We start from the raw sequence: 22,871 nt of genomic DNA on the forward strand, positions 1-22,871 counted from the left end.
TCCCTAAAGATACGAAAAATTAGGGAGACGGGCAAGTCCTGACTGAGCGAAGTTTGGGCTTGCCCGATTTTTTTGCAGGCACAAAAAAGGCCATCTCAAATTATATTTCAATTTGAGACAGCCTCTTTTTTTGTGCCCGTAAGGGAACAAGAGATGCCGTAAAATTCCCTTTTATTTCTTTGTGTCTTATGGGTTCCTATTGATTTTATTGTATCTTTGTTTTGGTTTTTAAATATGTTTTTATGGATACAATTCTACCCTATGCACTGTTGTGCTTCACTTCCTTTTTCACATTGACAAATCCTCTGGGCACGATGCCGGTATTTCTGACCATGACCAACGGACTGGGAGAAAAGGAGCGTCAGCATATTGTGAAAAGAGCGACGATTATTTCTTTTATCATACTGATTGCATTTACTTTTTGCGGACAGTTTCTCTTTAAATTCTTTGGTATCTCTACCAACGGATTTCGTATTGCGGCGGGTATCATTATCCTGAAAATCGGATATGACATGTTGCAGGCCCGTTATACCAATACGAAGCTCAAGGACGAGGAGATCAAGGCGTATGCGGACGATATTTCCATTACTCCGCTTTCTATCCCCATGCTGTGCGGACCGGGTGCCATTGCGAACGGCATTATAATGATGGATGATGCCCACACCTGGAGTCTGAAAGTGACCCTTGTGTCGGTGATTGCAGTGGTATATATCCTTACTTATATTATATTGCGTTTGTCTACCAGATTGGTCCGAGTGATTGGAGAAACTGGAAATAACGTCATGATGCGTTTGATGGGATTGATTCTGATGGTCATTGCCGTGGAATGCTTCGTGGGAGGAATGAAGCCGATATTAATCGATATTATTCAGGAAAGTCGTTTCTGACCGATAATTTATTGGAATTTATATTTTAAATCCATTAAATCATAATAAATGTGTAATTTTGGCTGATATTTTGTAATTCTCTTTGCATTTTCAGATTAAATGATTATATTCCAACCGAGAAAGGATTTTCGGTACCTTCTTTTTATTAACTTTTAAAATCTGATTTTATGAAAGTGCTATTGGTCGGTCTGGAACGTGTCGGAAAGCTGTTCTCTATGGAGTCTCTTTTTAAGAAGAAACTCACCGAAGCTGACATGACCGATGTGGAGGTGGTAACAGCTGAGATGACGGAATTTGGTTCTCCGGGAGGGAGAAAGTTGGAACGGAACATGAACGAAGCTTTGCGCGATGAAGCGGACTTCGTGGTAGTAATGGAGCCGTGGCAGAAAGATTTGCTGACTCGCTTCATGGATTATCGGAATTGGCATAAGATTCATCTGTTTGCGGATATCTGCAAACGCAAGCCGAAAGACATGCCATCCTGCGATGTAGATTTTGGCTACAGGAGCATGAAAGAGGAGATGAATGACGGATGCCGGAATTTATTGGAAGGATTGAAAATGCTTTTGAGAAAGCGCGAGTCAGATTCATCAGACTTGGCTATGATTTAAGTACAACAATGGTTGTGAGGATTTGAGTGGAAAGGCCCTGAATATTTGCTATTCGGGGCTTTTCTGTGTTTAGAAGAATTCCAGAACGAAGGTGGTATTCCATCCGTTGGTTTCTGCTTTCAAGAGGCTGATGCTGCCGTTGGAGAGTTTCATAATCTGTCGGGAGAGGGAAAGACCGATTCCGCTTCCTTCCTTTTTGGTGGTGAAGAAGGGGACAAAAATCTCTTCCGCCTCCTGTTCGGGGATGGCAGGGCCGTCGTTGCTCACGTAGACAAGGATGTGCTCTTCCTTGGTGGAGTAGGCGCGGATATGGATTTTCCCTGTACGTTCTCCGATGGCTTGTACGGCATTTTTTATCAGGTTGATGAGCACCTGCCGGATCAGGTTCGGGTCGGCATAGAGCATCAAGTCTTCAGGCTCTATTTGAAGGGTCAGTTGTATGTGGGAAGGGATGAGATGGATACTTTCTATTTGTAGCAGAAGTTCTTTCAGGTAGAAAGGCTCCGGAGAGGGTTTCTGGAGCGAAGAGAACTTCCGGTAGCTGTCTACAAAGGATATCAATCCGGTGGACGTTTCGTGAATGGCACGGATACCTTCGTAAATAGGACTGTTCTTCACGTCTTTCCGTTGCAGAAAAGTTTCGCTTAGAGAAGAAATCGGCGCGATGGAGTTCATGATTTCGTGTGTCAGTACCCGGGTCAGTTTCACCCATGATTCGAGCTCCTTGGCATCCATCTCATTCCGGATATCGTTTAGGGTCAGAATTTTGACCGTATTTTCTCCCAATTGCATCACGGACGCCCGGACCAGCAGTTGGACTTCCCCTTTGGTTGTGGTATATTGCAGGTTACAGCGTTCGCCGGCAGGCAAGGAACCTAGCAGTCCCGGGATGTCTTCTCCGTAGCGTTCCAGTTGCTGAAGGGTACCGAGAGCCGGGATACTGAGCAGTCGTGCCGCAGCCGGATTGCTTTGGATAATTTTGTTCTGTTCGTTGAGTACGATGATGCCGGAACTGATGCCCGAGAGCACCTGCTCATAAAACCGTTCCCGCTGTTCCATTAATTGTTTCTGCTCGCCCATCATCGACCCGAATTCATTCAGGGTATTCTGCAGGATGCGTTCACCTCCGATGAAGCCGTGCGTAGGCAGCCGGAAGGAATAATCGCGGTTGCGGATGGCTTCCAGCATGAGCCAGCTTTTTTCCCGTAATTGTTTCTGACTGGAATAAAAGAGAAAGATGGCGAGGATGACCAGACAGGCTCCGATGACGATGCATCCGTTTTCATCTTCACTTATCCCTAAGGTTAGCAGGACCACGCCTGCTGTGAGGGAGACAATTCGTGTCAGCGGAGAAGAGAACCATTTAGATGCCATGGCGTTTCATTTTGTTGTACAGTGTCTGCCGTGTAATGCCCAGTTGTGCCGCTGCCTGTGACAGGTTGCCGTCGCATTGTTCGATGGCTTTCTTGACGAGGTTCTTTTCCATCTCGTCCAAGGTTTGCAGCGGAGTATCTTCTTTCGTTTCTTCTTGTGCGTTCGGGGATTCCGGGGCAGGAACGTCGGATAGTTGCAGGTTGTCTGCTTTCAGCAGGTTACCGTCCGAAAGAATGACTGCCTTTTCGATAGTATGCTGTAGCTCGCGGATATTTCCGTACCAGGGATAGTTTAGCAGGCGTTGTTCCGCATCTGTACTGAAACCGGTCAGCGTGCGCTGGTATTGCAGGTTGTACTGTTCCAGGAAACGTTGTGCCAAAGGCAGTATGTCTTCCTTCCGTTCACGAAGTGATGGAATGTGCAGGTGGATGGTATTGATGCGGTACAGCAAGTCTTCGCGGAACTCTCCGTTGTGTACCATTTCATCCAAGTTGCGGTTGGTGGCACAAATCAGTCGGATATTGGTAGGTTGCGGGGTGTTGCTTCCCACCTTGATGAAATACCGCTTTTGGAGTACCGTAAGCAGTTTGGCTTGCAGGTGATAAGGAAGGTTGGCTATTTCATCGAGGAACAGTGTACCGCCGTCGGCTGCCTCAAAACGTCCGATGCGGTCGGTATGGGCGTCAGTGAACGAGCCTTTGACGTGACCGAACAGTTCACTTTCAAACAGTGATTCGGTGATGGCTCCCATGTCGACTACTACCATCGGCCCGTTGCGTCGGGGAGACAGGCGATGGATTTCGCGGGCCAGCATGTCTTTTCCGGTTCCGTTTTCTCCTGTAATTAGGATATTGGCATCGGTAGTGCTGACCTTCTCTACCAGTAGCCGTAACGGGCGGATGACGGCTGAATTTCCCCAGTACATGGTCGATTTCTCATCCGGTTGTGCGGCCTGTTTTCCTTTCTTGTCATTTCCATGCCCCTTTGCGTAAGCCTCCTGCAAGGTCTGTACCAGTTTGGCATTGTCCCAAGGCTTTACCACGAAGTCGGTTGCCCCGTCTTTTAATCCGGTTACCGCCAGATTGATGTCAGCGTAGGCCGTAAACAGTACCACTTGAATCTGAGGACGTAGCCGCTTGATCTCACGTAACCAGTAGAGCCCTTCATTCCCGCTGTTAATGCCGGAAGAGAAATTCATGTCGAGCAGTACTACGTCCACCGCTTCCCGTTGCAGGAGGGAAGGGATGGTGACCGGAGAATTCAGCGTAATCACCTGCTGGAAATATTCTTCCAGAAGATATTGCAGAGAAGTAAGAATGTTACGGTTGTCGTCTACTACGAGTAAAGTTCCTTGTTTTGCCATCTGTGATTGAGATTTTATGACAAAAATAGGAATTTTCGAGGGGAGGGCATAAAAAATGTCTAAAAAATACGGACAGTGACAAAAAATTAGACACCGATTGTCAAAAAATTAGACACTTCGATTTTAGGCGAATATTGTATCTTCTTGTGAATGAGTGTAATAACTTTTTGGCACGATATTTGAATAGGATTTGGCAGATAAACGATTACGATATGAACAAAAAGAATTTATTACACATCACGCTTTTCCTTCTTTCCGGTTGGATGGGGCTGGAGGCTGCGGCGCAGGAGGTTTGGAATGTAGACCGCTGCATGAGCTATGCAGTGGCGCACAACCGCACCGTCCGTCAGCGGGAACTGGAGGCCGACAATGCCCGGATGGACCGTATGAAAGCCATTGGCAGTTTCTTGCCGGGAGTGAGTGCAAGTACTGGCATACAATATAATTTCGGTCGTTCGGTAGACCCGGAGACCAATACCTATAACACCGTGTCTACTTTCAACAATGCCTATTCGATGGAGGCTTCCATGCCGATTTTCCGTGGCGGAGGACTGGTGAACGAGGTACGACGTTCAAAGGCTGCCTGGTTGATGGGCAAAGCTGCCTGGCAGGAATCTAAAGATAACACCGCATTGGAAACCTTCCAGGCGTATATCGATGCCTTGTATTGCTACGGTACTCTGCGGCTGGCCCGCAAGAAACTGGTGGAAAGTGATTCGTTGTTGTATAAGACCCGCCGTCAGGAAGAGCTGGGATTGAAAGGGCTGGCCGATGTGGCCCAGATGGAAGCCCAGCAGGCCACCGACAGTTACAACCTGACGCACCAGAGGAACCTGTACGAAACGGCCTTGCTGACCTTGAAGCAGAAAATGAATTTTCCGGCAAACGATACGTTGCAACTGGATACGGCTGTACTCGACACACAGACACTTCATTATATTCAACTGACTCAGGAGCAGGCGGACGATGTGTTCCGCATCGCCCTGAAGGTCAATCCTACCCTGCGTCAGGCGGAGCTGAATGCGAAGGTGGCTGATATGCGCCGCAAGATTTCCTGGGCCAATGTGGTACCGTCCATTACCTTGTTCGGCGGTATTTCCAGTTCTTATTATAAGGAATTGCATTCCACCTCCTATCCGAATTTCCGCACCCAGTTCAACAACAATTTCGGTTCCTACGTGGGTATCAGTATGAGTATTCCTATCTTTAACCGTCTTTCGGGAGTGACCGGGTTGCGGCAGGCAAGAAACAATTACCGCATTGCCTGCGAGCAGTACGAGTCGCAGAAGGAAGAATTGCAGAAGCTGGTGCTTCAGGCCGTACAGGACCGGGAAGGGTATTTGAAAGAGAGTATCCAGATGGAGAAGAAAGTCAACTCCGATTCACTGGCCTATCATGTCACCCGCCGGAAATACGAAGAAGGATTGATGACCTCACTCGATGTGCAGAACAATGCGGCCACTTTGCTCGAAAGCGAGACCAAGTTGTTGCAAAGCAAATTGACCTACCTGATGAAATGCCGTCTGGTGGACTATTATAAAGGAGAAGAAATTATTCGCGGGCTGGAAGAAAACGCTAAAAAGGATTGATAAAAAACGACGAGATTATGGATATACAGTTAGAAAAGAAAAAAGGAATCCAGAAGAAACACCTTCCTTATATCGCAGGAGGAGTGATTGTACTTCTGTTGTTGGGGTGGATTATTTTCGGCAATCATGCTTCTACGTTGAAAGTCGACGGCAAGTCACTGAACATTGCCGATGTGACCTATGGCAAGTTTAATGATTATATCCGGGTGAACGGACAGGTGCAACCGATTTCCGTGGTACAGCTCAGCCCCGAAGAAGGAGGTATCGTGCAGGAGAAGGTGGTGGAAGAAGGAGCGCACGTGAAGAAAGGCGATGTGATTCTCCGTCTGAGCAACTCCAACCTAGACTTGCAGATTCTGAATGCGGAATCTGAACTGGCAGAGAAACAGAACCTGCTCCGTAACACGCAGGTCACCATGCAGCAGGACAAGCTGAACAACGAAACGGAGAAGGTGCAGCTCGACATTGATACCCGCCGCAAGCAGCGTACGTACCAGCAATACCAGCGCTTGTACAAGGAACGGCTCATCAGCCGCGAGGAATATCTTCAGGCCAAGGAAGACTACGAGGTGGCTCAGAAGAAGCACAAGCTGATTATGGAACGTCTGGCGCAGGATTCCATCTACCGTAACATTCAGATGGACCAGATGGAAGACAACTTGCAGAACATGCGCAAGAACGTCTTGCTGATTCGCGAGCGGAAAGACAAACTGGAAGTGCGGGCTACCATCGACGGAGAACTGGGACTGCTGGATGCGGAACTGGGACAGAATATCAATGCCGGACAGATGGTGGGACAGATTAACGACTTGTCGGACTACAAGATTGAGGCTATGATTGACGAGCACTACATCGACCGTGTGACCAACGGACTGCCGGCTACTTTTGAACGTCAGGGTTCTTCGTTCAATCTGAAAGTGCGCAAGGTGTATCCCGAGGTGCGCGACGGACGTTTCCGTACCGATTTCATTTTCCAGGGCAAACGTCCGGAGAACATCCGCAGCGGACAGACCTACTACATCGACCTGCAGCTGGGTGAGCCTACCGAAAGCGTGCTGATTCCGAAGGGTACCTTCTTCCAGGTGACTGGAGGCAACTGGATTTTCGTGGTCGACAAGGATGGAAAGAAAGCCTATCGTCGTAAAATCCGTATCGGACGGCAGAACCCCCAGTATTACGAAGTGCTGGAGGGACTGGAAAAAGGCGAACGGGTCATCATTTCTGGATATGAGAGTTACAAAGACAATGAAGTATTGGTGTTAAATTGAAAAGATAAATTATTATGAAAAAGATAGCAAGTATATTCGTGGGTTTGGTAATGGTATTTTTGTGTGCAACCTGTATCAGTGCCAAAGGCAGTTCGGAAGACAAAGTCAGTGAAACCCGTAGTGTGAGTGCTTTCCATTCCATCGAGGTGGAGAGTGTGGCTGGGGTTTATTTCACCCAGTCGGACACTTATTCTCTTCGTGTGGAAGGGGAAAAGAAATGGGTGGACTTGACCAAATGTACGGTGAAAGACGGAGTGTTGTTGATTACGTGGGCAGAAAAAGGGAAAAAGAAGACCACCAAGAACGTGAACAGACTCTCCATCTATATCAGTGCTCCCGATTTGCAGGAAGTTACTTTTGAAGGAGTTGGCTCGTTCAATTGCAAGTCCCGTCTGAACCTGAAGGATGTGAAGTTTGATATACAGGGAGTAGGCAGCCTGAATGTGGCCGATTTGCATGCCCGAAACGTGAAAGTCTCTCTGGAGGGAGTAGGCAGTGGAGAACTGACAGTGGATTGTGACCGGCTGGATGCCAGTGTGGAAGGTGTCGGCAGTCTCACCCTGAGCGGAAAAGCCCGGTCGGCTCATATTTCCAAAGACGGTATCGGCAGTGTTTCTACCCGTCGGTTGAAAGTCGGTGAATAAAACTTTGCCATCACATAATAAACACGTAACAACTTATGAACACACTTTTCAGAAATTTTTCGCATACCTTCCGGCGTTTCTTTACGGCCAGCGTATTGAACCTGCTGGGATTAAGTATCGCGTTTGCCGCCTGCTTCGTCATCCTGACACAGGTGGACTACGACTATAACTACAACAAAGCCTATCCGGCACACGACCGTATTTATCGGGTGGAAGTGAATGCCGGCGGAGATTACGGCTGGCAAATCTGGCTGGCCCGTCCCTTCTGTGAACTGGTAGGAGCTTCTTCTCCCCATATACAGGCCATTTCGGTTTCTTCGTTATACAATAATTTCAGCGATTTCGAGGTAGACGAACACATTTACTCCGAGCGTTGGTTTACTGGATTCGGCGACTATCTGGAAGTGTTCCAGCCTGTCATGGTGTGCGGCACAACGGCTTCGCTCAAGGAACCCAATCATGCCCTGATTTCAGCATCCATGGCTCGTCGTTTTTTCGGTACTACGGATGCTATTGGTAAGACAATTTATGTAGACCGTAAATCCCGTAACCAGCCGTTGGTGATAGGAGGAGTTTATCAGGACATGCCGGCGAATTCTCAGTTGGGCAACTGCGTGTTTTCTTCTCTCCATCCGGACTTGAACAAGGATTCGTGGAGTAATTGGAATTATATGTTTTATCTCCGTCTGGACAATCCGGCTTTATTGGCCGATGTTCGGCAGTCGGTGATAGAAGCCTGCAAGCGGATGATTCCGAAAAACCGGATTAGCGGAGATGAAGACTGGGAGGATTTCATTCATTTTACGCCGCTGGACGAAGTACACTATTCTACGATAGGCAACAAGGCAGCTACCAGCAAGGCCGCTGTGTACCTGCTGTTGTGTGTATCGGTACTGATTTTGCTGACGGCAGCAGTCAACTACATGAACTTCTCACTGGCAGAAACTCCCATGCGGTTGCGTTCCATCAATACCCAGAAGGTGTTGGGCGCTTCCACTTTCTCTTTGAGGATGTATCTGCTGTTAGAATCCGTATTGGTTTGTGTGTGTGGTTTCCTGTTGTCCTTGCTCTGGCTCTATCTGTTGAAAGGCACCTCTTTGACTACCTTGGTGGCATCCGACCTTTCTCTGATGTCCCATCCGGGTCTGGTGATGGCTTTGGGCGGAGTTGCCGTGTGCATGGGCTTGCTGGCCGGAGCCTATCCTTCTTACTACGTCACTTCTTTCCCGCCGGCATTGGTGTTGAAAGGTTCGTTCGGCCTTTCTCCGAAGGGCAAGATGTTGCGTACGTTTCTGGTTTGCTTCCAGTTCTTCGTCTCTTTCATGCTGATAATCTCTGTGGGCATCATGTACCTGCAGAGCCGTTATATTCAGCGTAGCGACTATGGCTACGACAAGGAGGTCGTATTGGTGGGAGAGATTCCGAATGAGTATCTCAATCGCCGGGAAGCGATTGTCAGTGAATTGTCCGGAATCTCGGGCATAGAAGGCATTTCGATTTCCCAGTTCGTGTTAAGTTCGTCCGATAACTACATGTCGTGGGGAAGAGGAAATGGGGAACGTGCCATCAATATGGTCTGTTTCCCGGTGGACTACCGTTACTTGTCGGTAATGGGAATCAAGATAACTGAAGGACGTGATTTCAAGCCGGGCGACGGAGATGTGTATATCTTCAACGAAGCAGCCCGGAAGAAATATCCCTGGATGAAGGTTGATGAACTGGCTGTTCCCGAGGATTACCCGATAGTGGGATTCTGTGAGAATATCCGTTTCAGCAGCTTCCGCAACAACGATGCCGTAGAGCCGATGGCTTTCTTTATTTACGGAAAAGATTATGCAAATTGGGATGCCAACAATATCTTGAACATCCGCGTGGCTGCGGGAGTAGACAAAGTGGACATGATTCACCGCTTGACAGAGGCCGCAGAAAAGATAGCTCCGGGCCGTGACTTCAGGTTCCGTTTTATGGATGAGGTGATTGACCAGAACTATCATCAGGAATTGCGTTTCACCCGTCAGATTCTGTTGTTCTCCTTGATTGCTATTGTGCTCAGCATGATTGGTGTGTTTGGGCTTACCTTGTTTGAGAGTGAATACCGCCGCAAGGAAATCGGTATCCGGAAGATTTTGGGAAGTTCTACTGCTGAAATCCTCTACATGTTTACCAAGCGTTATTTCGTCATGCTGGTGGTCTGCTTCGTGCTGGCAGCTCCTTTCGGCTGGTGGATCGGTCACGACTGGCTGGAAAGCTTCTCCGACAAGACGCCCATCCGTGCCTGGGTATTTGTAGCTTCTTTCCTGTTGGTCAGCTTCATTACGGTACTGACCGTGACATTCCAGTGCTGGAAGAATGCCAATGAGAACCCCGTGCGGAGTATCAAGACCGAATAACAATCTCAAACCCTAAAATACGATGAAAGGACTGAAAACCTATTTTACTTATCTCCAGCGTAACAAACTGTTCACGTTGGTCAATGTGGCGGGACTGGGCATCTCCCTGATGTTCGTGCTGCTCATTGCCAACATGGTCATGCGGCAGGTCACTGTGGGTGACGATATAAAGGATATCAATCACATTTACGTCCTGTCGAACGAGAGCTATTTCGCCGGAAATTACCTGGTGGGCGAACGCTTGGCCAGCCGCTATCCGGAAATGGCCGACTGGTGTGCCGTCAACTCTGAAGCCTACAAGTCGGGGACCTACGCGACAGTCGACGACCGGAAAACCAATCTGGAGATTTATTGTGTGAAGGAAAATTTCTTCCGTTTCTTTGGCTATTCCCTGTTGTCGGGAAATCCGGATCAGGCGCTGGTCGATGCACACAGCATCGTGCTGACCGAGTCGGGTGCCCGCAAGCTGTTTGGAGAGGAATCTGCGGAAGGGAAGAGGATTCATTTGTCGAACGATAGAAAAGGCGTGTACACGGTGACGGGGGTCATGAAGGATTTCAACAACTCGCTGATTCCCGATGGAGTGGAAGCCATTTTACCCTTTGACTATGTGGATTTCGTGAACTGGGGAAGCAGCAAAAACAACCCGGACATGAACAATGTGGGAGGAACTGCCATCCTGGTACGTTTTCCGCAGGGAACAGACCCAAACCGGAAGAATGCCGATATGCACTCTTTCTTTGCTACATTTTTCTGGCCTTATCAGCACGACGTGTTTCACGAGGCTTTCTGGACCTCGTTGAAAGAAGTGCATTTTGCTTCCATTCCCAGTCCGCAGTTCCAGCAATACAACCTGACGCGGGTATGGATTTTTCTGGCAGCAGGTAGCTTGATTCTGTTGATGGCAGTGTTCAACTATGTCAGCATGTGCGTGGCACAAGTGAGTTACCGGGCCAAGGAAATGGCTACCCGCCGGCTGTTGGGTTCTTCGGAGCGCAGCATCTTCTGGCGTTTGATGGGCGAATCGGCCCTGTTTACGGTGGGCGCTTTCCTGCTGGCCTTGGTGCTGGCCAAGTTGGTGGAGCCGACCGCGAGCGACGTGTTGCAGACCCGGCTGGACCTCTTTGGCGATATGGGGTGGATGACCGTACTGGTTTACCTGGTGGGGATTGCCCTGCTTTCGCTGGTAGCCGGACTGGTTCCTGCCGTTCTGCTTTCTCACTATCATCCGTTGGATGTGGTGAAAGGTACTTTCCGACGGAAGACCAAAGCCGTGTATCTCCGGATTTTGTATGTGGTGCAGAGCGGACTCACCGTGGCCATGCTGACGTGCGCCCTCTACCTGTCCGTGCAGATTTACCGTATCTTGCATGAACCGATGGGCTATACTTACGGGCATGTGCTCGATTATCCGGCGTTGGTGGCTGGTTCCAGAGAGAAGATTCGTCTTTTCCGCGATGAGGCCCGGAAGAAACCTTTTGTGAAGAAGGTCTGTCTGACACAAGGGGTACCTTTGAACGGAGGCAACAACAACACGATGCAGATGTACGATGCGCACAACCGACAGAAGAGCATCAGTTTTCAGGTATTCCGTACGGATTCCACCTTTTTGGACATCTTCCATATCCGTTTGCTGGACGACCGGAAACTGTCGCAGTCTAAGATGTATTTCTCTGAAGGTACGTTCGATTCCTTGCAACTGGATTATGACCATACTCCTGCCTTGCACGATATAGACGGTCGTCCGTTCATGGTAGGAGGCCGGTATGCCGACTTCAAGTTCCGGTCGGTACTCGACCCGCAGTCGCCCACCTTCCTTTTAGTGGAACATCCTGACAGTCTGGGTGCCTGGAATGTGGTGGTTGAGACCATTGATGGCGATTTACCGGCCTATAAGAAAGAACTCGATGCCTTGTATTCAGAAATTATCGACGGGGCACCTTTTGAGTCGAAGTGGTATGGCGATGAGATGCGTGAGAAATACCAGGACTTGTTGCATCTGCATACCCTTATCGTGGCCTTCACCTGCGCCGCCTTGTTGATATCCCTGTTAGGGCTGACGGCCATGAGCATTTATTTCATCAGCCAGCGCAAACGCGATATCGCCATCCGGAAGGTATTCGGTTCCAGTGCGGGCATGGAACGGGCACGACTGCTTCGTTTTTCTCTGTTGTCCTTGCTGGTAGGAGTGGTATGTGCGGTTCCCCTTTCTTGGTTTGGCGTGCAACAGATTGACCACATCCTGCACTATTCGCCGACGACGATGTGGGGCGTGTTTGGAGTCGCCTTCTTGCTGGTAGCCCTGATATCCTTGGGCTCCGTATGTCTCATCAGCTGGAAAGCCGTCCGGGAAAATCCGGTGAACAATATCAAGACCGAATGATATTTCAGTGTGTGTAAGTCTATAATCCATCGGGGCTTCCGGTTGCTGCCGGAAGCCCCGATTTATTTTCTTAGAGCCGTGCCCCGACTCTGGCCCAGTTGACCAGTCCCCAGAAGGCTTCAATGTAGGCTGCCCGGCGGTTGCGGTAATCAATATAATAGGCATGTTCCCATACGTCGATGACCAGTAACGGTTTTAGCCCCTTTTTGAGTGGATTTCCGGCATTCGGTTCACTGACGATGGACAAGTGTCCGTCTTTGTCGCTTGCCAGCCAGGTCCATCCGGAGCCGAACAGTGTGGTAGCCGCCTGTGTGAACTTTTCTTTGAAGGCTTCTACTGACCCGAAGTCGCGTGTCAGTGCATCGGCCAGCGGTTGAGGCATCTCCGGCTGATGCGGAGTCAGTGTGTCGAAGAAAAACGTGTGGTTCCAGGTCTGGGCTGCGTTGTTGAACATGGGCCCTTCTGCCTCCAGCACGATTTGTTGCAGGCTTTTTTCTTCAAACGGTGTGCCGGCAATCAGTTTGTTGAGGTTGTCAATGTACGTTTGCAAATGCTTTCCGTAGTGATACTCCAAAGTTTCTTTACTCATTTTCGGAGCCAGCTCATCCAGTTGGTACGGAAGTGCAGGAAGTGAATGTTTCATATCTTTTTTGATTTAAAGGTGGATAATTTGTTCACAATATGACAATAGGCAGACAAATCGTTTGCATATTTGTTATATTTGGCTCTAAATTAATATAAAAATCGAGACTTTGCTAGAAAAAATGCCATGAATATCAGACTTTTTTGTTGAAAATTGTAAATTCGCAAGTAGATTTGGTTGATTTCTATAATATTAAGGTTAAAATTACTATGTGTGGAATTGTAGGATATATCGGGAAGCGGAAAGCTTGGCCGATATTGGTAGAAGGCCTGAAGCGCTTGGAGTATCGTGGATACGACAGTGCAGGAGTGGCCTTGATGAGCGAGACTCATCAGTTGAATGTGTATAAATCCGTAGGAAAAGTGGCCGATTTGGAACGGACGGCAGAGGGACAGGATGTGTCCGGATGTGTGGGAATTGCTCATACGCGATGGGCCACCCACGGCGAACCCAGTACGGTGAATGCCCATCCGCATTGTAGTCAGAACGGCGATTTGGCTTTGGTGCATAACGGAATTATCGAAAACTATGCCGTGTTGAAAGAAAAATTGCAGTCCAAAGGTTGTATTTTTAAGAGCAGTACCGATACCGAGGTGCTGGTGCAGTTGATTGGCTATATCCAGCAGCAGGGCAACTTGGATTTGTTGACTGCGGTACAGTTGGCTTTGCGTGAAGTCATCGGGGCCTACGCCATTGCCGTGGTCGACCGCAAGCATCCCGAAGAGATTATTGCGGCCCGCAAGAGCAGTCCATTGGTCGTCGGAGTGGGAAAGGATGAATTTTTCTTGGCTTCCGATGCCACTCCGATGGTGGCTTATACCGACCAGGTGGTGTATCTTTCCGATGAAGAAATAGCCGTTCTGCGGGCCGGTGAACCACTGAAGATTGTCGACCTGAACAATGTGGAATGTCCTCACGAAGCTCAGACAGTAGCGATGAACATCGGTCAGTTGGAAAAAGGAGGTTTTCCTCATTTCATGTTGAAAGAGATTTTCGACCAGCCTGATTGCATCAGCGACTGCATGCGTGGTCGGGTAAACGCAGATACTTGTACGGTGACGCTTTCTGCCGTTACGAAACACAAGGAACGTTTGCTCCGGACCAGTCGGTTCATTATCGTGGCTTGCGGTACTTCCTGGCATGCCGGCCTGATTGGAAAACAGTTGCTTGAGAGTTTCTGCCGCATTCCGGTGGAAGTGGAATATGCCTCTGAGTTTCGTTACCGTAATCCGGTGATTCATCCGGATGATGTCGTAATTGCCATTTCCCAGAGTGGAGAAACGGCCGATACGCTGGCTGCCATTGAACTGGCCAAGTCGCGAGGAGCCTTTATCTACGGTATTTGCAACGTCATCGGTTCCTCTATTGCCCGTGCCACGGATACCGGTTCCTACATCCATGTGGGGCCTGAAATTGGGGTGGCTTCCACCAAGGCTTTCACCGGGCAGGTGACGGTGCTTACTTTGCTGGCCTTGGCTTTAGGCCGTGAAAAAGGTACGCTTCCAGAAGCAGAATACCATCGGGTGGTGAAAGAACTGGTTGGTATTCCAGATAAGATGCGGAAAGTGCTGAAGCAGAACCCTTTTATCGCCAACTTCTCGAAAATGTTTACTTATGCCCGTAATTTCATTTATTTAGGCCGGGGCTATGCTTTTCCGGTAGCCTTGGAAGGGGCCTTGAAGCTGAAGGAAATTTCCTATATCCATGCCGAAGGCTATCCGGCAGCCGAGATGAAGCACGGTCCTATTGCCTTGATTGATGCTGAGATGCCTGTGGTTATTGTAGCCACACAGTCACCTTTATACGAAAAAGTGCTGAGCAACATCCAGGAAATCAAGGCCCGTAAGGGGAGAGTCGTGGCTGTAGTCACCGAAGGGGATACCGTGATCCGCAACTTGGCCGATTACAGCATCGAACTGCCGGCTACGTTGGAATGCTTGGATCCGCTCATCACTTCCATTCCTTTGCAGTTGCTGGCCTATCACATTGCCGTGTGCCGTGGAATGGATGTGGATCAGCCTCGAAATCTGGCCAAATCGGTTACGGTAGAATAATTACATCTATTTTCTTGAAACTCTTTGCATTAAATCTAAAATGCAAGGATAAATTCTCTGTCCCACACTGTGAAATACAAAAACCACAGTGTGGGATATATATTTCACAGTGTGGAATACAAATTCCAAACTGCGGGACAGAGAATATATTGGTGAGTTTGAAAGAAGATGTAAGGAGAAAAGAAAATAGATATGAGGACTTGTTCGTTTGGAATTTATGGTAAATGGTCATGACAGATTTTGGTTTTCCCTGAATGAAAAATCAAAGTAAATCCTTATTTTTGTACATAAACGAGTAAATGACTACAATATGAGCAGACTTTATCCAATTGGTATTCAAAGTTTTGAAAAGATCCGTGAAGGAGGATATGTTTATGTGGACAAGACCGCATGGATTTATCGGCTGATAACGGGAGGAAACTATTATTTTCTGAGCCGTCCACGTCGGTTTGGAAAGAGTCTGCTGATTTCTACTTTGGAAGCTTATTTTCAGGGAAAGAAGGAGTTGTTTGAAGGACTTTCTATCGGGCGATTGGAGCGAGAATGGATGAAATATCCAGTGTTTCATTTGGATTTGAATGCCCAGAAATACGAATCTGTGCAAGATTTGGCGAATATGCTGAATATGGCTCTTACCCGGTGGGAAAAATTGTATGGAAAGGAGGATTCGGAAACTTCGCCTTCTTTGCGCTTTCAGGGAGTGATACGTCGCGCTTCGGAGACAATGGGATGCAAGGTCGCAATTTTGGTGGATGAATATGACAAGCCTTTGTTGCAAACTATTGGGAATGAGGTGCTTCAGACAGAATATAGAAATACCTTAAAGGCTTTTTATGGAGTCCTGAAGAGTTGTGACCAGTACATTCGATTCGCATTGCTTACAGGGGTGACTAAATTTAATAAGGTAAGCGTGTTCAGCGACCTGAATAATTTGAGGGATATTTCCATGCTGCGTGAATATGAAAATATCTGCGGTATTTCGGAGGAGGAACTTTATCGAGACTTTGTGCCTGATGTAGAGGCTTTGGCAGAAGCCGGAGGAGTACAGTTGGAAGATACTTATAAGAGGTTGAAGGAATGGTATGATGGGTATCATTTTACTCCAAATGGAGCGGATATTTATAATCCTTTTAGTTTGCTTAATACATTTGCAAACAGAGAATTTGGCAGTTATTGGTTTGAAACGGGTACACCGACTTTTTTGGTCACAATGTTAAAAGAAAGCCGATATAATTTACAGCGTCTGACAGGCGAAGTAGCGATGGCTGATTCCCTGCAAGGAATAAATTCAATGAGCAATAACCCGGTCCCTTATTTGTATCAAAGTGGGTATTTGACTATAAAAGGGTATAATCGAGAATTTCAAGTATATGAATTGGGATTTCCAAATAAGGAAGTGGAAGAGGGTTTTACCAAGTTTTTGCTTCCTTGTTACGCGCATTTGGATTCGGGGAATACGGCCTTTGAATTGATGAGTTTTGTGAAAGAAGTACGTGAGGGAAATATTGAGGGCTTTATGCATCGCTTGCAGAGTTTCTTTGCGGATATACCCTATGAAATGACACGTGATTTGGAACTGCATTATCAGAATGTACTTTTTATTGTATTCAAATTGTTGGGCTTTTATACACAGGTGGAATATCATACTTCGCAGGGACGCATTGATTTGGTCCTGAAGACTGATAACTATATTTATGTGATGGAATTTAAATTGGAAGGTACGGCTGAGGAGGCAATACGTCAGATAGAAGAAAAGAATTATGCCCTTCCGTTTGCGTCTGATTCGCGTAAACTGTATAAGATTGGGATAAATTTCAGTAATCAGATTCGAGGAATTGAAGCCTGGAAAGCCGTAAGTAATTCATAATTAGTGGTTGATAAGTAAGAAGGAAATAGAATTCTTCTTTGGTGTATAGATATTTTCTTTATCTTCAAGGTCAAAATCGCACGCTATGAATTACGAAACTTATCAACTGTTACTCTACGGCATGTCCGCATTGGCAGTAGTCGTCTTTGTGTCACTGTATTTCGTGAAAGCCGGTTACGGCATGTTCCGTACCCGCTCATGGGGATGGTCTGTTCCCAACAAAGTTGGCTGGGTATGTATGGAGGCCCCGGCATTTCTAGTGATGGGGATAGGAGCCTGGAAGGGGGAAGTCAGTTTATATACGCCGCAAGCCGTGTTCGTGGGCTTGTTTTTGCTGCATTATTTTCAACGTTCATTTGTTTTCCCGTTGCTGATGAAAGGGAAGAGTCGGATGCCATTGGCTATCATGGCGGTGGGAATACTTTTCAATGTAATCAATGGGACGTTGCTTTCAGCCAGTTTTTTCAGTTGTGCACTGCCGGGAAAGTATGAACCGGCAACTTATTGGTCGCATCCTTTACCGTGGCTGGGAATCCTCTTATTTGTAGTAGGAATGGGGATTAATTGGCAGGCAGACCATGTGATTCGAAACCTGCGCAAGCCGGGCGATACGCGGCATTATTTGCCGGAGAAAGGTTTTTACCGTTATGTGACTTCGGCCAATTATTTCGGGGAACTGGTAGAATGGACAGGTTTTGCTTTGCTGACCGCCTCGCCTGCGGCTTGGGTGTTTGTCTGGTGGACGGCAGCCAATCTGGTACCTCGTGCCGATGCCATTTATAAACGCTACTGTGAGGAGTTCGGTCGACAGGCAGTCGGTAATCGGAAGAGAATTATACCTTATATATATTAGGAAAGGAGGAAAGATGGATTCACTTTTATTTACGTCGGTTACTTTGGGACCGCTGACATTGCGTAACCGCACCATCCGGTCGGCGGCATTCGAAAGCATGTGTCCGGGAAATGTGCCTTCGGAGCAACTGTTGGACTATCACCGTTCGGTAGCTGCCGGAGGGGTGGGGATGACGACGGTGGCGTATGCCGCCGTGACCCGCAGCGGACTTTCGTTCGACAGGCAGTTGTGGATGAGGCCGGAGATTGTGCCCGGATTGCGCAGGCTGACGGATGCCGTACATGCCGAAGGGGCAGCGGCAAGTATCCAGCTGGGCCATTGCGGTAACATGTCGCACAAAAGCATTTGCGGCTGTCTGCCGGTAGGGGCTAGCAGTGGATTCAATTTGTATTCCCCCACCTTTGTGCGTGGGCTTCGGGCCGATGAATTGCCGGAGATGGCCAAGGCTTACGGGCAGGCGGTGTGTCTGGCACGGGAAGCCGGCTTTGATGCCGTAGAAATTCATGCCGGACATGGCTATCTCATCAGCCAGTTTCTTTCGCTTGCTACCAATCACCGGAAGGATGAGTTCGGAGGTTCGCTGGAGAATCGGATGCGTTTCATGGAAATGGTGATGGAGGAAGTGATGAAAGTAGCCGGAAGTGATATGGCGGTATTGGTCAAGATGAACATGCGCGACGGGTTCCGTGGAGGCATGGAACTGGATGAGTCCTTGCAGGTGGCGCGAAAGTTGCAGGAACTGGGGGCACATGCACTGGTGTTGAGTGGCGGATTCGTCAGTAAGGCACCGATGTACGTGATGCGCGGAGAGATGCCCATCCGTACCATGACGTATTATATGACTTGCTGGTGGCTGAAATACGGAGTGCGGCTGGTGGGAAAATATATGATTCCTTCCGTACCTTTCCGTGAGGCGTATTTTCTGGAAGATGCCTTGAAGTTTCGTGAGGCGCTGGATATGCCGCTGGTGTATGTAGGAGGACTGGTGGCCCGAAAGAAAATAGACGAGGTATTGAATCTTGGATTTGAGGCAGTGCAGATGGGACGTGCCTTGCTCAATGAACCGGATTTCGTGAACCGTATGCGGCGGGAAGAGGATGCACGGTGCAATTGCCGTCACAGTAATTATTGCATTGCCCGTATGTACACCTTGGACATGGCTTGTCATCAGCGACTGAAGGAAGAACTGCCTCCTTGTCTGAAAAAAGAAATTGAACGGATTGAAAGCAAAGGATGAAAATGGAACGGAAGCTGGCAGTAATTACGGGGGCCGACGGGGGAATGGGAACGGAAATCACCCGGGCAGTGGCATTGGCCGGTTATCGGGTGGTGATGGCGTGCTGTAACCTGGAGAAGGCAGAGAGGAAGAAAGCACAGTTGATAAAGGATACGGGGAATCCGGATATTGAAGTGGAATTTACCGACTTGGCTTCGCTGGCTTCCGTGGCCGCTTTTGCGGACAAGACTTGTGCCCGTGGAGAAAAGCTGACCCTGTTAATGAACAATGCGGGAACGATGGAAACCGGACGGCACTACACGGAAGATGGATTGGAACGTACGGTGAGCGTGAATTACGTAGGGCCTTATCTGTTGACGCGCAAACTGCTTCCGTTGATGGGAGAGGGAAGCCGGGTGGTAAACATGGTATCGTGTACGTATGCCGTTGGCCGGTTGGATTTCCCGGATTTTTTCTACCAGGGAAAGAAAGGAAGTTTCTGGCGTATTCCAGTGTACAGCAATACCAAACTGGCATTGACTTTGTTCACGCTGGAACTGGCCGACCGTGTGAAGGAGAAGGGAATTGTGGTCAATGCAGCCGATCCAGGGATTGTGTCGACCGACATCATCACTATGCATTTATGGTTTGACCCGCTGACGGATATCTTTTTCCGTCCTTTTATCCGGACACCCCGCCAGGGAGCTGCTACGGCAGTGGGGCTTTTATTGGATGAAGAAGCAGGGAAGCGGACAGGTACATTGAATGCCAGTGGACATCCGGTGCGGCTGTCGAAGAAATATCTTCCTCATGTGCAACAAAAGGAACTGTGGGACCGTACGGAAGAGATTGTCCGGAAATGGCTGTAGATGATATAAAAGAAACGGGCCGGCACCTCATGCGGAGGAGTCGGCCCGTTGCGATATAGAGATGTATTGTATTATACCAGATGCGCAATCAGTTCTTCACGGTCGCCGGCCAACAGGTCGATTACCGGAATTTCAATCATGGTATAGCATCCCGGCTGCTGTTTCATGGAAGCACGGGCAACGCAAACCAGTACCTGAGCAGTCAGGGCCGGATTGTTGATTTTCATGTCGAACTCAAACAGCTGGTTGTGAGTTTTTCCGGATACACCTTTACGTACCAGGTTTACGCCATGGCCTACATCGTTCAGGTCGTCTACACAAGGCACCTGGATGACGTGTGTCTCATCGTTTACAAAATATGGGTCGGCTTTGATGGCCGCTTCTACGGTTTTGAAATCAGCTCCTTCTTCCAGTTCTACATACACCATACGGCGGTGAATACCTGTACCTACCGGAATAGTCATAGACAAGGCGTCTTTCACTCCTTCGATGGCACGAACGGCTACAGAGTGTCCCATGCTGCGGCCCGGACCGAAATTGGTGTAAGTGATACCTTTCGGAGCGATGGCTTCCAGCAATGTGCGAACTACAGAGTCGCTTCCCGGATCCCATCCGGCAGAGATGATAGAAACGGCGTTGTGTGCCTTGGCAGTTTCGTCCAGTGTGCGGCGCAGGCTGGTAATCTGCGTATGGATGTCAAAACTGTCTACGGTGTTGATGCCTAATGCCAGGATTTCTTTGGCGTAAGCTTCTACGCTGCGGGTCGGGGTAGCTAAGATGGCTACGTCTACATCCTTCAGTTCGCGGATATCCTTTACTACTGGATAGTCGGCCAGTTCAGCAGGTTTGTTTTCTGCTCCATGACGACGTACTACACCTGCTACTTCAAAATCGGAAGCTGCTTCAAGGGCTTCCAAGGTAAATTTCCCAATGTTTCCGTAACCCACTACGGCTGCTCTTATTTTCTTCATATTTCTTATATGTTTAGGTTGTTTCGTTGATTGTCTTGCAAAAATACAGAATTAGAATCATTCCAAACAAGCTGAAAATGGGAGAATTTCCAAAAAAACTCGTGGAACTTACAATTTATAACTTTCTTATCATTATTTTTGTTCTCCATTTTATAAATTGTTAGAAAAACATGATTGAATATATCAAAGGAGAACTTGTGGAGGCCACTCCGGCTTGGGTGGTAGTGGATTGTCACGGACTGGGATACGGAATTAATGTGTCGTTGAATACGTTTTCGGCGGTACAGGGTAAGAAAGAGGTCAAACTTTATATTTACGAAGCAATCCGGGAGGATGCGTACGTGTTGTACGGGTTTGCCACTCGCCAGGAAAGGGAGTTGTTCTTGCTGCTCATCAGTGTGTCGGGCATTGGAGGAAATACGGCTCGTATGATTCTTTCCGCACTTTCTCCTTCGGAACTGTGCAATGTCATCGGCAGTGGAAACGACAAGTTGCTGAAGACCGTGAAAGGTATCGGCCTGAAGACCGCACAGCGCATCATTGTGGAATTGAAGGATAAGATTGCCGTGACAGGCATCGAGAGTGCGGCTACCGTGAAGTCGGTGGCAATGGCTGCCCATTCGGAAGTATATGAGGAGGCAGTGGCGGCTTTGACCATGTTGGGATTTGCCCAGGCTCCGTCGCAGAAGGTGACTGCCCAGATTCTCAAGGAGGAACCGGAGGCGCCGGTGGAAAAAGTCATCAAATTGGCCTTGAAACGGCTTTAACAGTAGTCTTTGTTTGCACGTATTTATTTTTTTTGTTCCTTTGTGGAGTTCTATTAATTAAAGACTGAAAGAAATGACATTTGCGAGCATTGTATGGGATGTGGACCCGGTGTTGGTCCATTTGGGATCGCTCGAAATCCGTTGGTACGGTTTGATGTGGGGTTTGGGATTTATCCTGGCCTACGAAATAGGGTCCCGTATGTTGAAGAAAGAAGGCTGTCCGGATAATTGGGCCGACAAACTGTTTATGTACTGCATCGTCAGCAGTGTAATAGGAGCCCGTTTAGGACATTGTCTTTTTTATGAGTGGGATTATTATGGAGCGCACCCCATTGAGATTTTGAAAATATGGAAAGGGGGATTGGCGAGCCATGGAGGCGTCTTTGCTTTGATATTGGCCCTGATTTGGTATTCCAAGACTGTCACGAAGAAAAGTGTATGGTGGCTGTTCGACCGTCTGATTCCGGCAGTAGCGGTGGTTTGTATATGCATCCGTTTCGGTAATTTGATGAATTCCGAAATTTTCGGTTTCCCGACTACTTTGCCATGGGGATTTGAATTTGTACGTTCACGCGAATGGCAGGAACTGTATAACCAGAACGGAGTGGCACAGGCCTGTCATCCTACCCAAATTTATGAGATGCTGTATTGCCTGGTAGCTTTGATTGCGTCATGGGTGATGTACCACAAGTATCATCTGGGAAAACGGGTAGGACTGATTACAGGAGTGGCCTTGCTGATATTTTTCGGAGCCCGGTTTGGTTTGGAATTTATGAAAAATCCTCAGGTGGCCGAAGAAGTGGGCATGACCTTGAACATCGGGCAATGGTTGAGCGTGCCTTTGATTCTGTTGGGCATTTATCTGATAGCGACAAGCAAGAAGCGGAAAGAAGCCTTTTGATAATATCTGATAATAAGTGACTTCCTATTAGAAAGTGAACTTATCGTACGAATGTTTCATCTTTGAACAACTATGTTTCATGTAACATAATTGTTCGAGGATGAAACATTTTTTATATACCTTTTGGGAGTGGAGGGGTACATTTGCAATGCCGTTTTGAAAACGGTGAGAGAACAATCTTATGTTTAACTTAATCTTATGCGTAAATGAAAAGCAATAAA

At 48.0% G+C, this 22,871-nt stretch carries 18 protein-coding genes; 14 read left to right on the plus strand and 4 right to left on the minus strand.

What is annotated here, in order from left to right; translation table 11 throughout:
- Positions 1-242 precede the first annotated feature (242 nt).
- Both OCV81_RS10475 and OCV81_RS10480 read left to right on the plus strand, forming a co-directional pair.
- The gene (locus OCV81_RS10475; protein ID WP_022352960.1) at positions 243-887 is read left to right on the plus strand and encodes a MarC family protein; all 645 of its coding nucleotides are present in this window, start codon (positions 243-245) and stop codon (positions 885-887) included.
- A 167-nt stretch (positions 888-1,054) separates the two neighbouring features.
- Complete coding sequence (locus OCV81_RS10480) at positions 1,055-1,498, plus strand: low molecular weight phosphatase family protein (protein WP_022352959.1); 444 nt, start codon at positions 1,055-1,057, stop codon at positions 1,496-1,498.
- A 69-nt stretch (positions 1,499-1,567) separates the two neighbouring features.
- On the opposite strand, the gene OCV81_RS10485 is transcribed toward OCV81_RS10480, so the two are convergent.
- Together OCV81_RS10485 and OCV81_RS10490 are read right to left on the minus strand one after the other, a co-directional pair.
- Positions 1,568-2,872: a sensor histidine kinase gene (locus OCV81_RS10485; protein ID WP_148329968.1), complete on the minus strand. Its 1,305-nt coding sequence runs from the start codon at positions 2,870-2,872 to the stop codon at positions 1,568-1,570.
- Positions 2,862-4,235, minus strand: a complete 1,374-nt coding sequence (locus tag OCV81_RS10490) for a sigma-54-dependent transcriptional regulator (protein WP_022352957.1) — start codon at positions 4,233-4,235, stop codon at positions 2,862-2,864. The genes OCV81_RS10485 and OCV81_RS10490 overlap by 11 nt, the downstream gene beginning before the upstream one ends.
- A gap of 212 nt (positions 4,236-4,447) precedes the next feature.
- On the opposite strand from OCV81_RS10490, the gene OCV81_RS10495 reads away from it, so the two are divergent.
- From OCV81_RS10495 to OCV81_RS10515, 5 genes are read left to right on the plus strand one after another with little or no spacing between them, the layout of a single operon-like run.
- Complete coding sequence (locus tag OCV81_RS10495) at positions 4,448-5,824, plus strand: TolC family protein (protein ID WP_262640324.1); 1,377 nt, start codon at positions 4,448-4,450, stop codon at positions 5,822-5,824.
- A gap of 17 nt (positions 5,825-5,841) precedes the next feature.
- Positions 5,842-7,092: an efflux RND transporter periplasmic adaptor subunit gene (locus tag OCV81_RS10500; protein WP_148329970.1), complete on the plus strand. Its 1,251-nt coding sequence runs from the start codon at positions 5,842-5,844 to the stop codon at positions 7,090-7,092.
- A gap of 14 nt (positions 7,093-7,106) precedes the next feature.
- A complete protein-coding gene (locus tag OCV81_RS10505) occupies positions 7,107-7,736 on the plus strand; it encodes a GIN domain-containing protein (protein WP_148329971.1) in 630 nt (209 codons plus the stop codon).
- A 35-nt stretch (positions 7,737-7,771) separates the two neighbouring features.
- Entirely contained in the window at positions 7,772-10,126 is a 2,355-nt protein-coding gene (locus OCV81_RS10510; RefSeq protein ID WP_148329972.1) for an ABC transporter permease, read from the plus strand.
- 22 nt (positions 10,127-10,148) lie between these two features.
- Positions 10,149-12,509 carry an ABC transporter permease gene (locus OCV81_RS10515; protein WP_262640325.1) on the plus strand — a complete coding sequence of 787 codons (2,361 nt, stop codon included), beginning with the start codon at positions 10,149-10,151 and terminating at the stop codon, positions 12,507-12,509.
- 70 nt (positions 12,510-12,579) lie between these two features.
- Here OCV81_RS10515 and OCV81_RS10520 read toward each other — a convergent pair whose 3' ends face one another.
- Positions 12,580-13,152: a superoxide dismutase gene (locus OCV81_RS10520; RefSeq protein WP_148329973.1), complete on the minus strand. Its 573-nt coding sequence runs from the start codon at positions 13,150-13,152 to the stop codon at positions 12,580-12,582.
- Between the two features lie 209 nt (positions 13,153-13,361).
- On the opposite strand from OCV81_RS10520, the gene glmS reads away from it, so the two are divergent.
- From glmS to OCV81_RS10545, 5 genes are all read left to right on the plus strand, one after another.
- Complete coding sequence (gene glmS, locus OCV81_RS10525; RefSeq protein WP_148329974.1) at positions 13,362-15,206, plus strand: glutamine--fructose-6-phosphate transaminase (isomerizing); 1,845 nt, start codon at positions 13,362-13,364, stop codon at positions 15,204-15,206.
- 310 nt (positions 15,207-15,516) lie between these two features.
- Positions 15,517-17,073, plus strand: a complete 1,557-nt coding sequence (locus OCV81_RS10530) for an ATP-binding protein (protein WP_148329975.1) — start codon at positions 15,517-15,519, stop codon at positions 17,071-17,073.
- An 85-nt stretch (positions 17,074-17,158) separates the two neighbouring features.
- Positions 17,159-17,926: a DUF1295 domain-containing protein gene (locus OCV81_RS10535; RefSeq protein ID WP_148329976.1), complete on the plus strand. Its 768-nt coding sequence runs from the start codon at positions 17,159-17,161 to the stop codon at positions 17,924-17,926.
- Positions 17,927-17,939: 13 nt separating this feature from the next.
- A complete protein-coding gene (locus tag OCV81_RS10540) occupies positions 17,940-19,163 on the plus strand; it encodes an NADH:flavin oxidoreductase (protein ID WP_148329977.1) in 1,224 nt (407 codons plus the stop codon).
- A 2-nt stretch (positions 19,164-19,165) separates the two neighbouring features.
- Positions 19,166-20,011 carry an SDR family oxidoreductase gene (locus OCV81_RS10545; protein WP_148329978.1) on the plus strand — a complete coding sequence of 282 codons (846 nt, stop codon included), beginning with the start codon at positions 19,166-19,168 and terminating at the stop codon, positions 20,009-20,011.
- Between the two features lie 71 nt (positions 20,012-20,082).
- Here OCV81_RS10545 and OCV81_RS10550 read toward each other — a convergent pair whose 3' ends face one another.
- Entirely contained in the window at positions 20,083-20,982 is a 900-nt protein-coding gene (locus OCV81_RS10550; protein ID WP_072541707.1) for a diaminopimelate dehydrogenase, read from the minus strand.
- Between the two features lie 170 nt (positions 20,983-21,152).
- On the opposite strand from OCV81_RS10550, the gene ruvA reads away from it, so the two are divergent.
- Positions 21,153-21,749, plus strand: coding sequence for a Holliday junction branch migration protein RuvA (gene ruvA, locus OCV81_RS10555; protein WP_022354694.1), 597 nt, complete (start codon positions 21,153-21,155; stop codon positions 21,747-21,749).
- Positions 21,750-21,822: 73 nt separating this feature from the next.
- Positions 21,823-22,650 (plus strand): prolipoprotein diacylglyceryl transferase, encoded by an 828-nt coding sequence (lgt, locus tag OCV81_RS10560; RefSeq protein ID WP_148329979.1) that lies wholly within the window; start codon positions 21,823-21,825, stop codon positions 22,648-22,650.
- The last annotated feature ends 221 nt before the right edge of the window (positions 22,651-22,871 follow it).

This window comes from Phocaeicola fibrisolvens (assembly GCF_025567125.1).
GTDB lineage: Bacteria > Bacteroidota > Bacteroidia > Bacteroidales > Bacteroidaceae > Phocaeicola > Phocaeicola fibrisolvens.

Bases quoted from the DNA above. Each gene is read 5' to 3' on its own strand.
- OCV81_RS10510 (WP_148329972.1), top strand. From the start codon at position 7,772: ATGAACACACTTTTCAGAAATTTTTCGCATACCTTCCGGCGTTTCTTT.
- OCV81_RS10500 (WP_148329970.1), top strand. From the start codon at position 5,842: ATGGATATACAGTTAGAAAAGAAAAAAGGAATCCAGAAGAAACACCTT.
- OCV81_RS10540 (WP_148329977.1), top strand. From the start codon at position 17,940: ATGGATTCACTTTTATTTACGTCGGTTACTTTGGGACCGCTGACATTG.
- OCV81_RS10480 (WP_022352959.1), top strand. From the start codon at position 1,055: ATGAAAGTGCTATTGGTCGGTCTGGAACGTGTCGGAAAGCTGTTCTCT.
- glmS (WP_148329974.1), top strand. From the start codon at position 13,362: ATGTGTGGAATTGTAGGATATATCGGGAAGCGGAAAGCTTGGCCGATA.
- OCV81_RS10490 (WP_022352957.1), bottom strand. From the start codon at position 4,235: ATGGCAAAACAAGGAACTTTACTCGTAGTAGACGACAACCGTAACATT.
- OCV81_RS10520 (WP_148329973.1), bottom strand. From the start codon at position 13,152: ATGAAACATTCACTTCCTGCACTTCCGTACCAACTGGATGAGCTGGCT.
- OCV81_RS10535 (WP_148329976.1), top strand. From the start codon at position 17,159: ATGAATTACGAAACTTATCAACTGTTACTCTACGGCATGTCCGCATTG.
- ruvA (WP_022354694.1), top strand. From the start codon at position 21,153: ATGATTGAATATATCAAAGGAGAACTTGTGGAGGCCACTCCGGCTTGG.
- OCV81_RS10495 (WP_262640324.1), top strand. From the start codon at position 4,448: ATGAACAAAAAGAATTTATTACACATCACGCTTTTCCTTCTTTCCGGT.
- OCV81_RS10550 (WP_072541707.1), bottom strand. From the start codon at position 20,982: ATGAAGAAAATAAGAGCAGCCGTAGTGGGTTACGGAAACATTGGGAAA.
- OCV81_RS10515 (WP_262640325.1), top strand. From the start codon at position 10,149: ATGAAAGGACTGAAAACCTATTTTACTTATCTCCAGCGTAACAAACTG.
- lgt (WP_148329979.1), top strand. From the start codon at position 21,823: ATGACATTTGCGAGCATTGTATGGGATGTGGACCCGGTGTTGGTCCAT.
- OCV81_RS10485 (WP_148329968.1), bottom strand. From the start codon at position 2,872: ATGGCATCTAAATGGTTCTCTTCTCCGCTGACACGAATTGTCTCCCTC.
- OCV81_RS10475 (WP_022352960.1), top strand. From the start codon at position 243: ATGGATACAATTCTACCCTATGCACTGTTGTGCTTCACTTCCTTTTTC.
- OCV81_RS10530 (WP_148329975.1), top strand. From the start codon at position 15,517: ATGAGCAGACTTTATCCAATTGGTATTCAAAGTTTTGAAAAGATCCGT.
- OCV81_RS10505 (WP_148329971.1), top strand. From the start codon at position 7,107: ATGAAAAAGATAGCAAGTATATTCGTGGGTTTGGTAATGGTATTTTTG.
- OCV81_RS10545 (WP_148329978.1), top strand. From the start codon at position 19,166: ATGGAACGGAAGCTGGCAGTAATTACGGGGGCCGACGGGGGAATGGGA.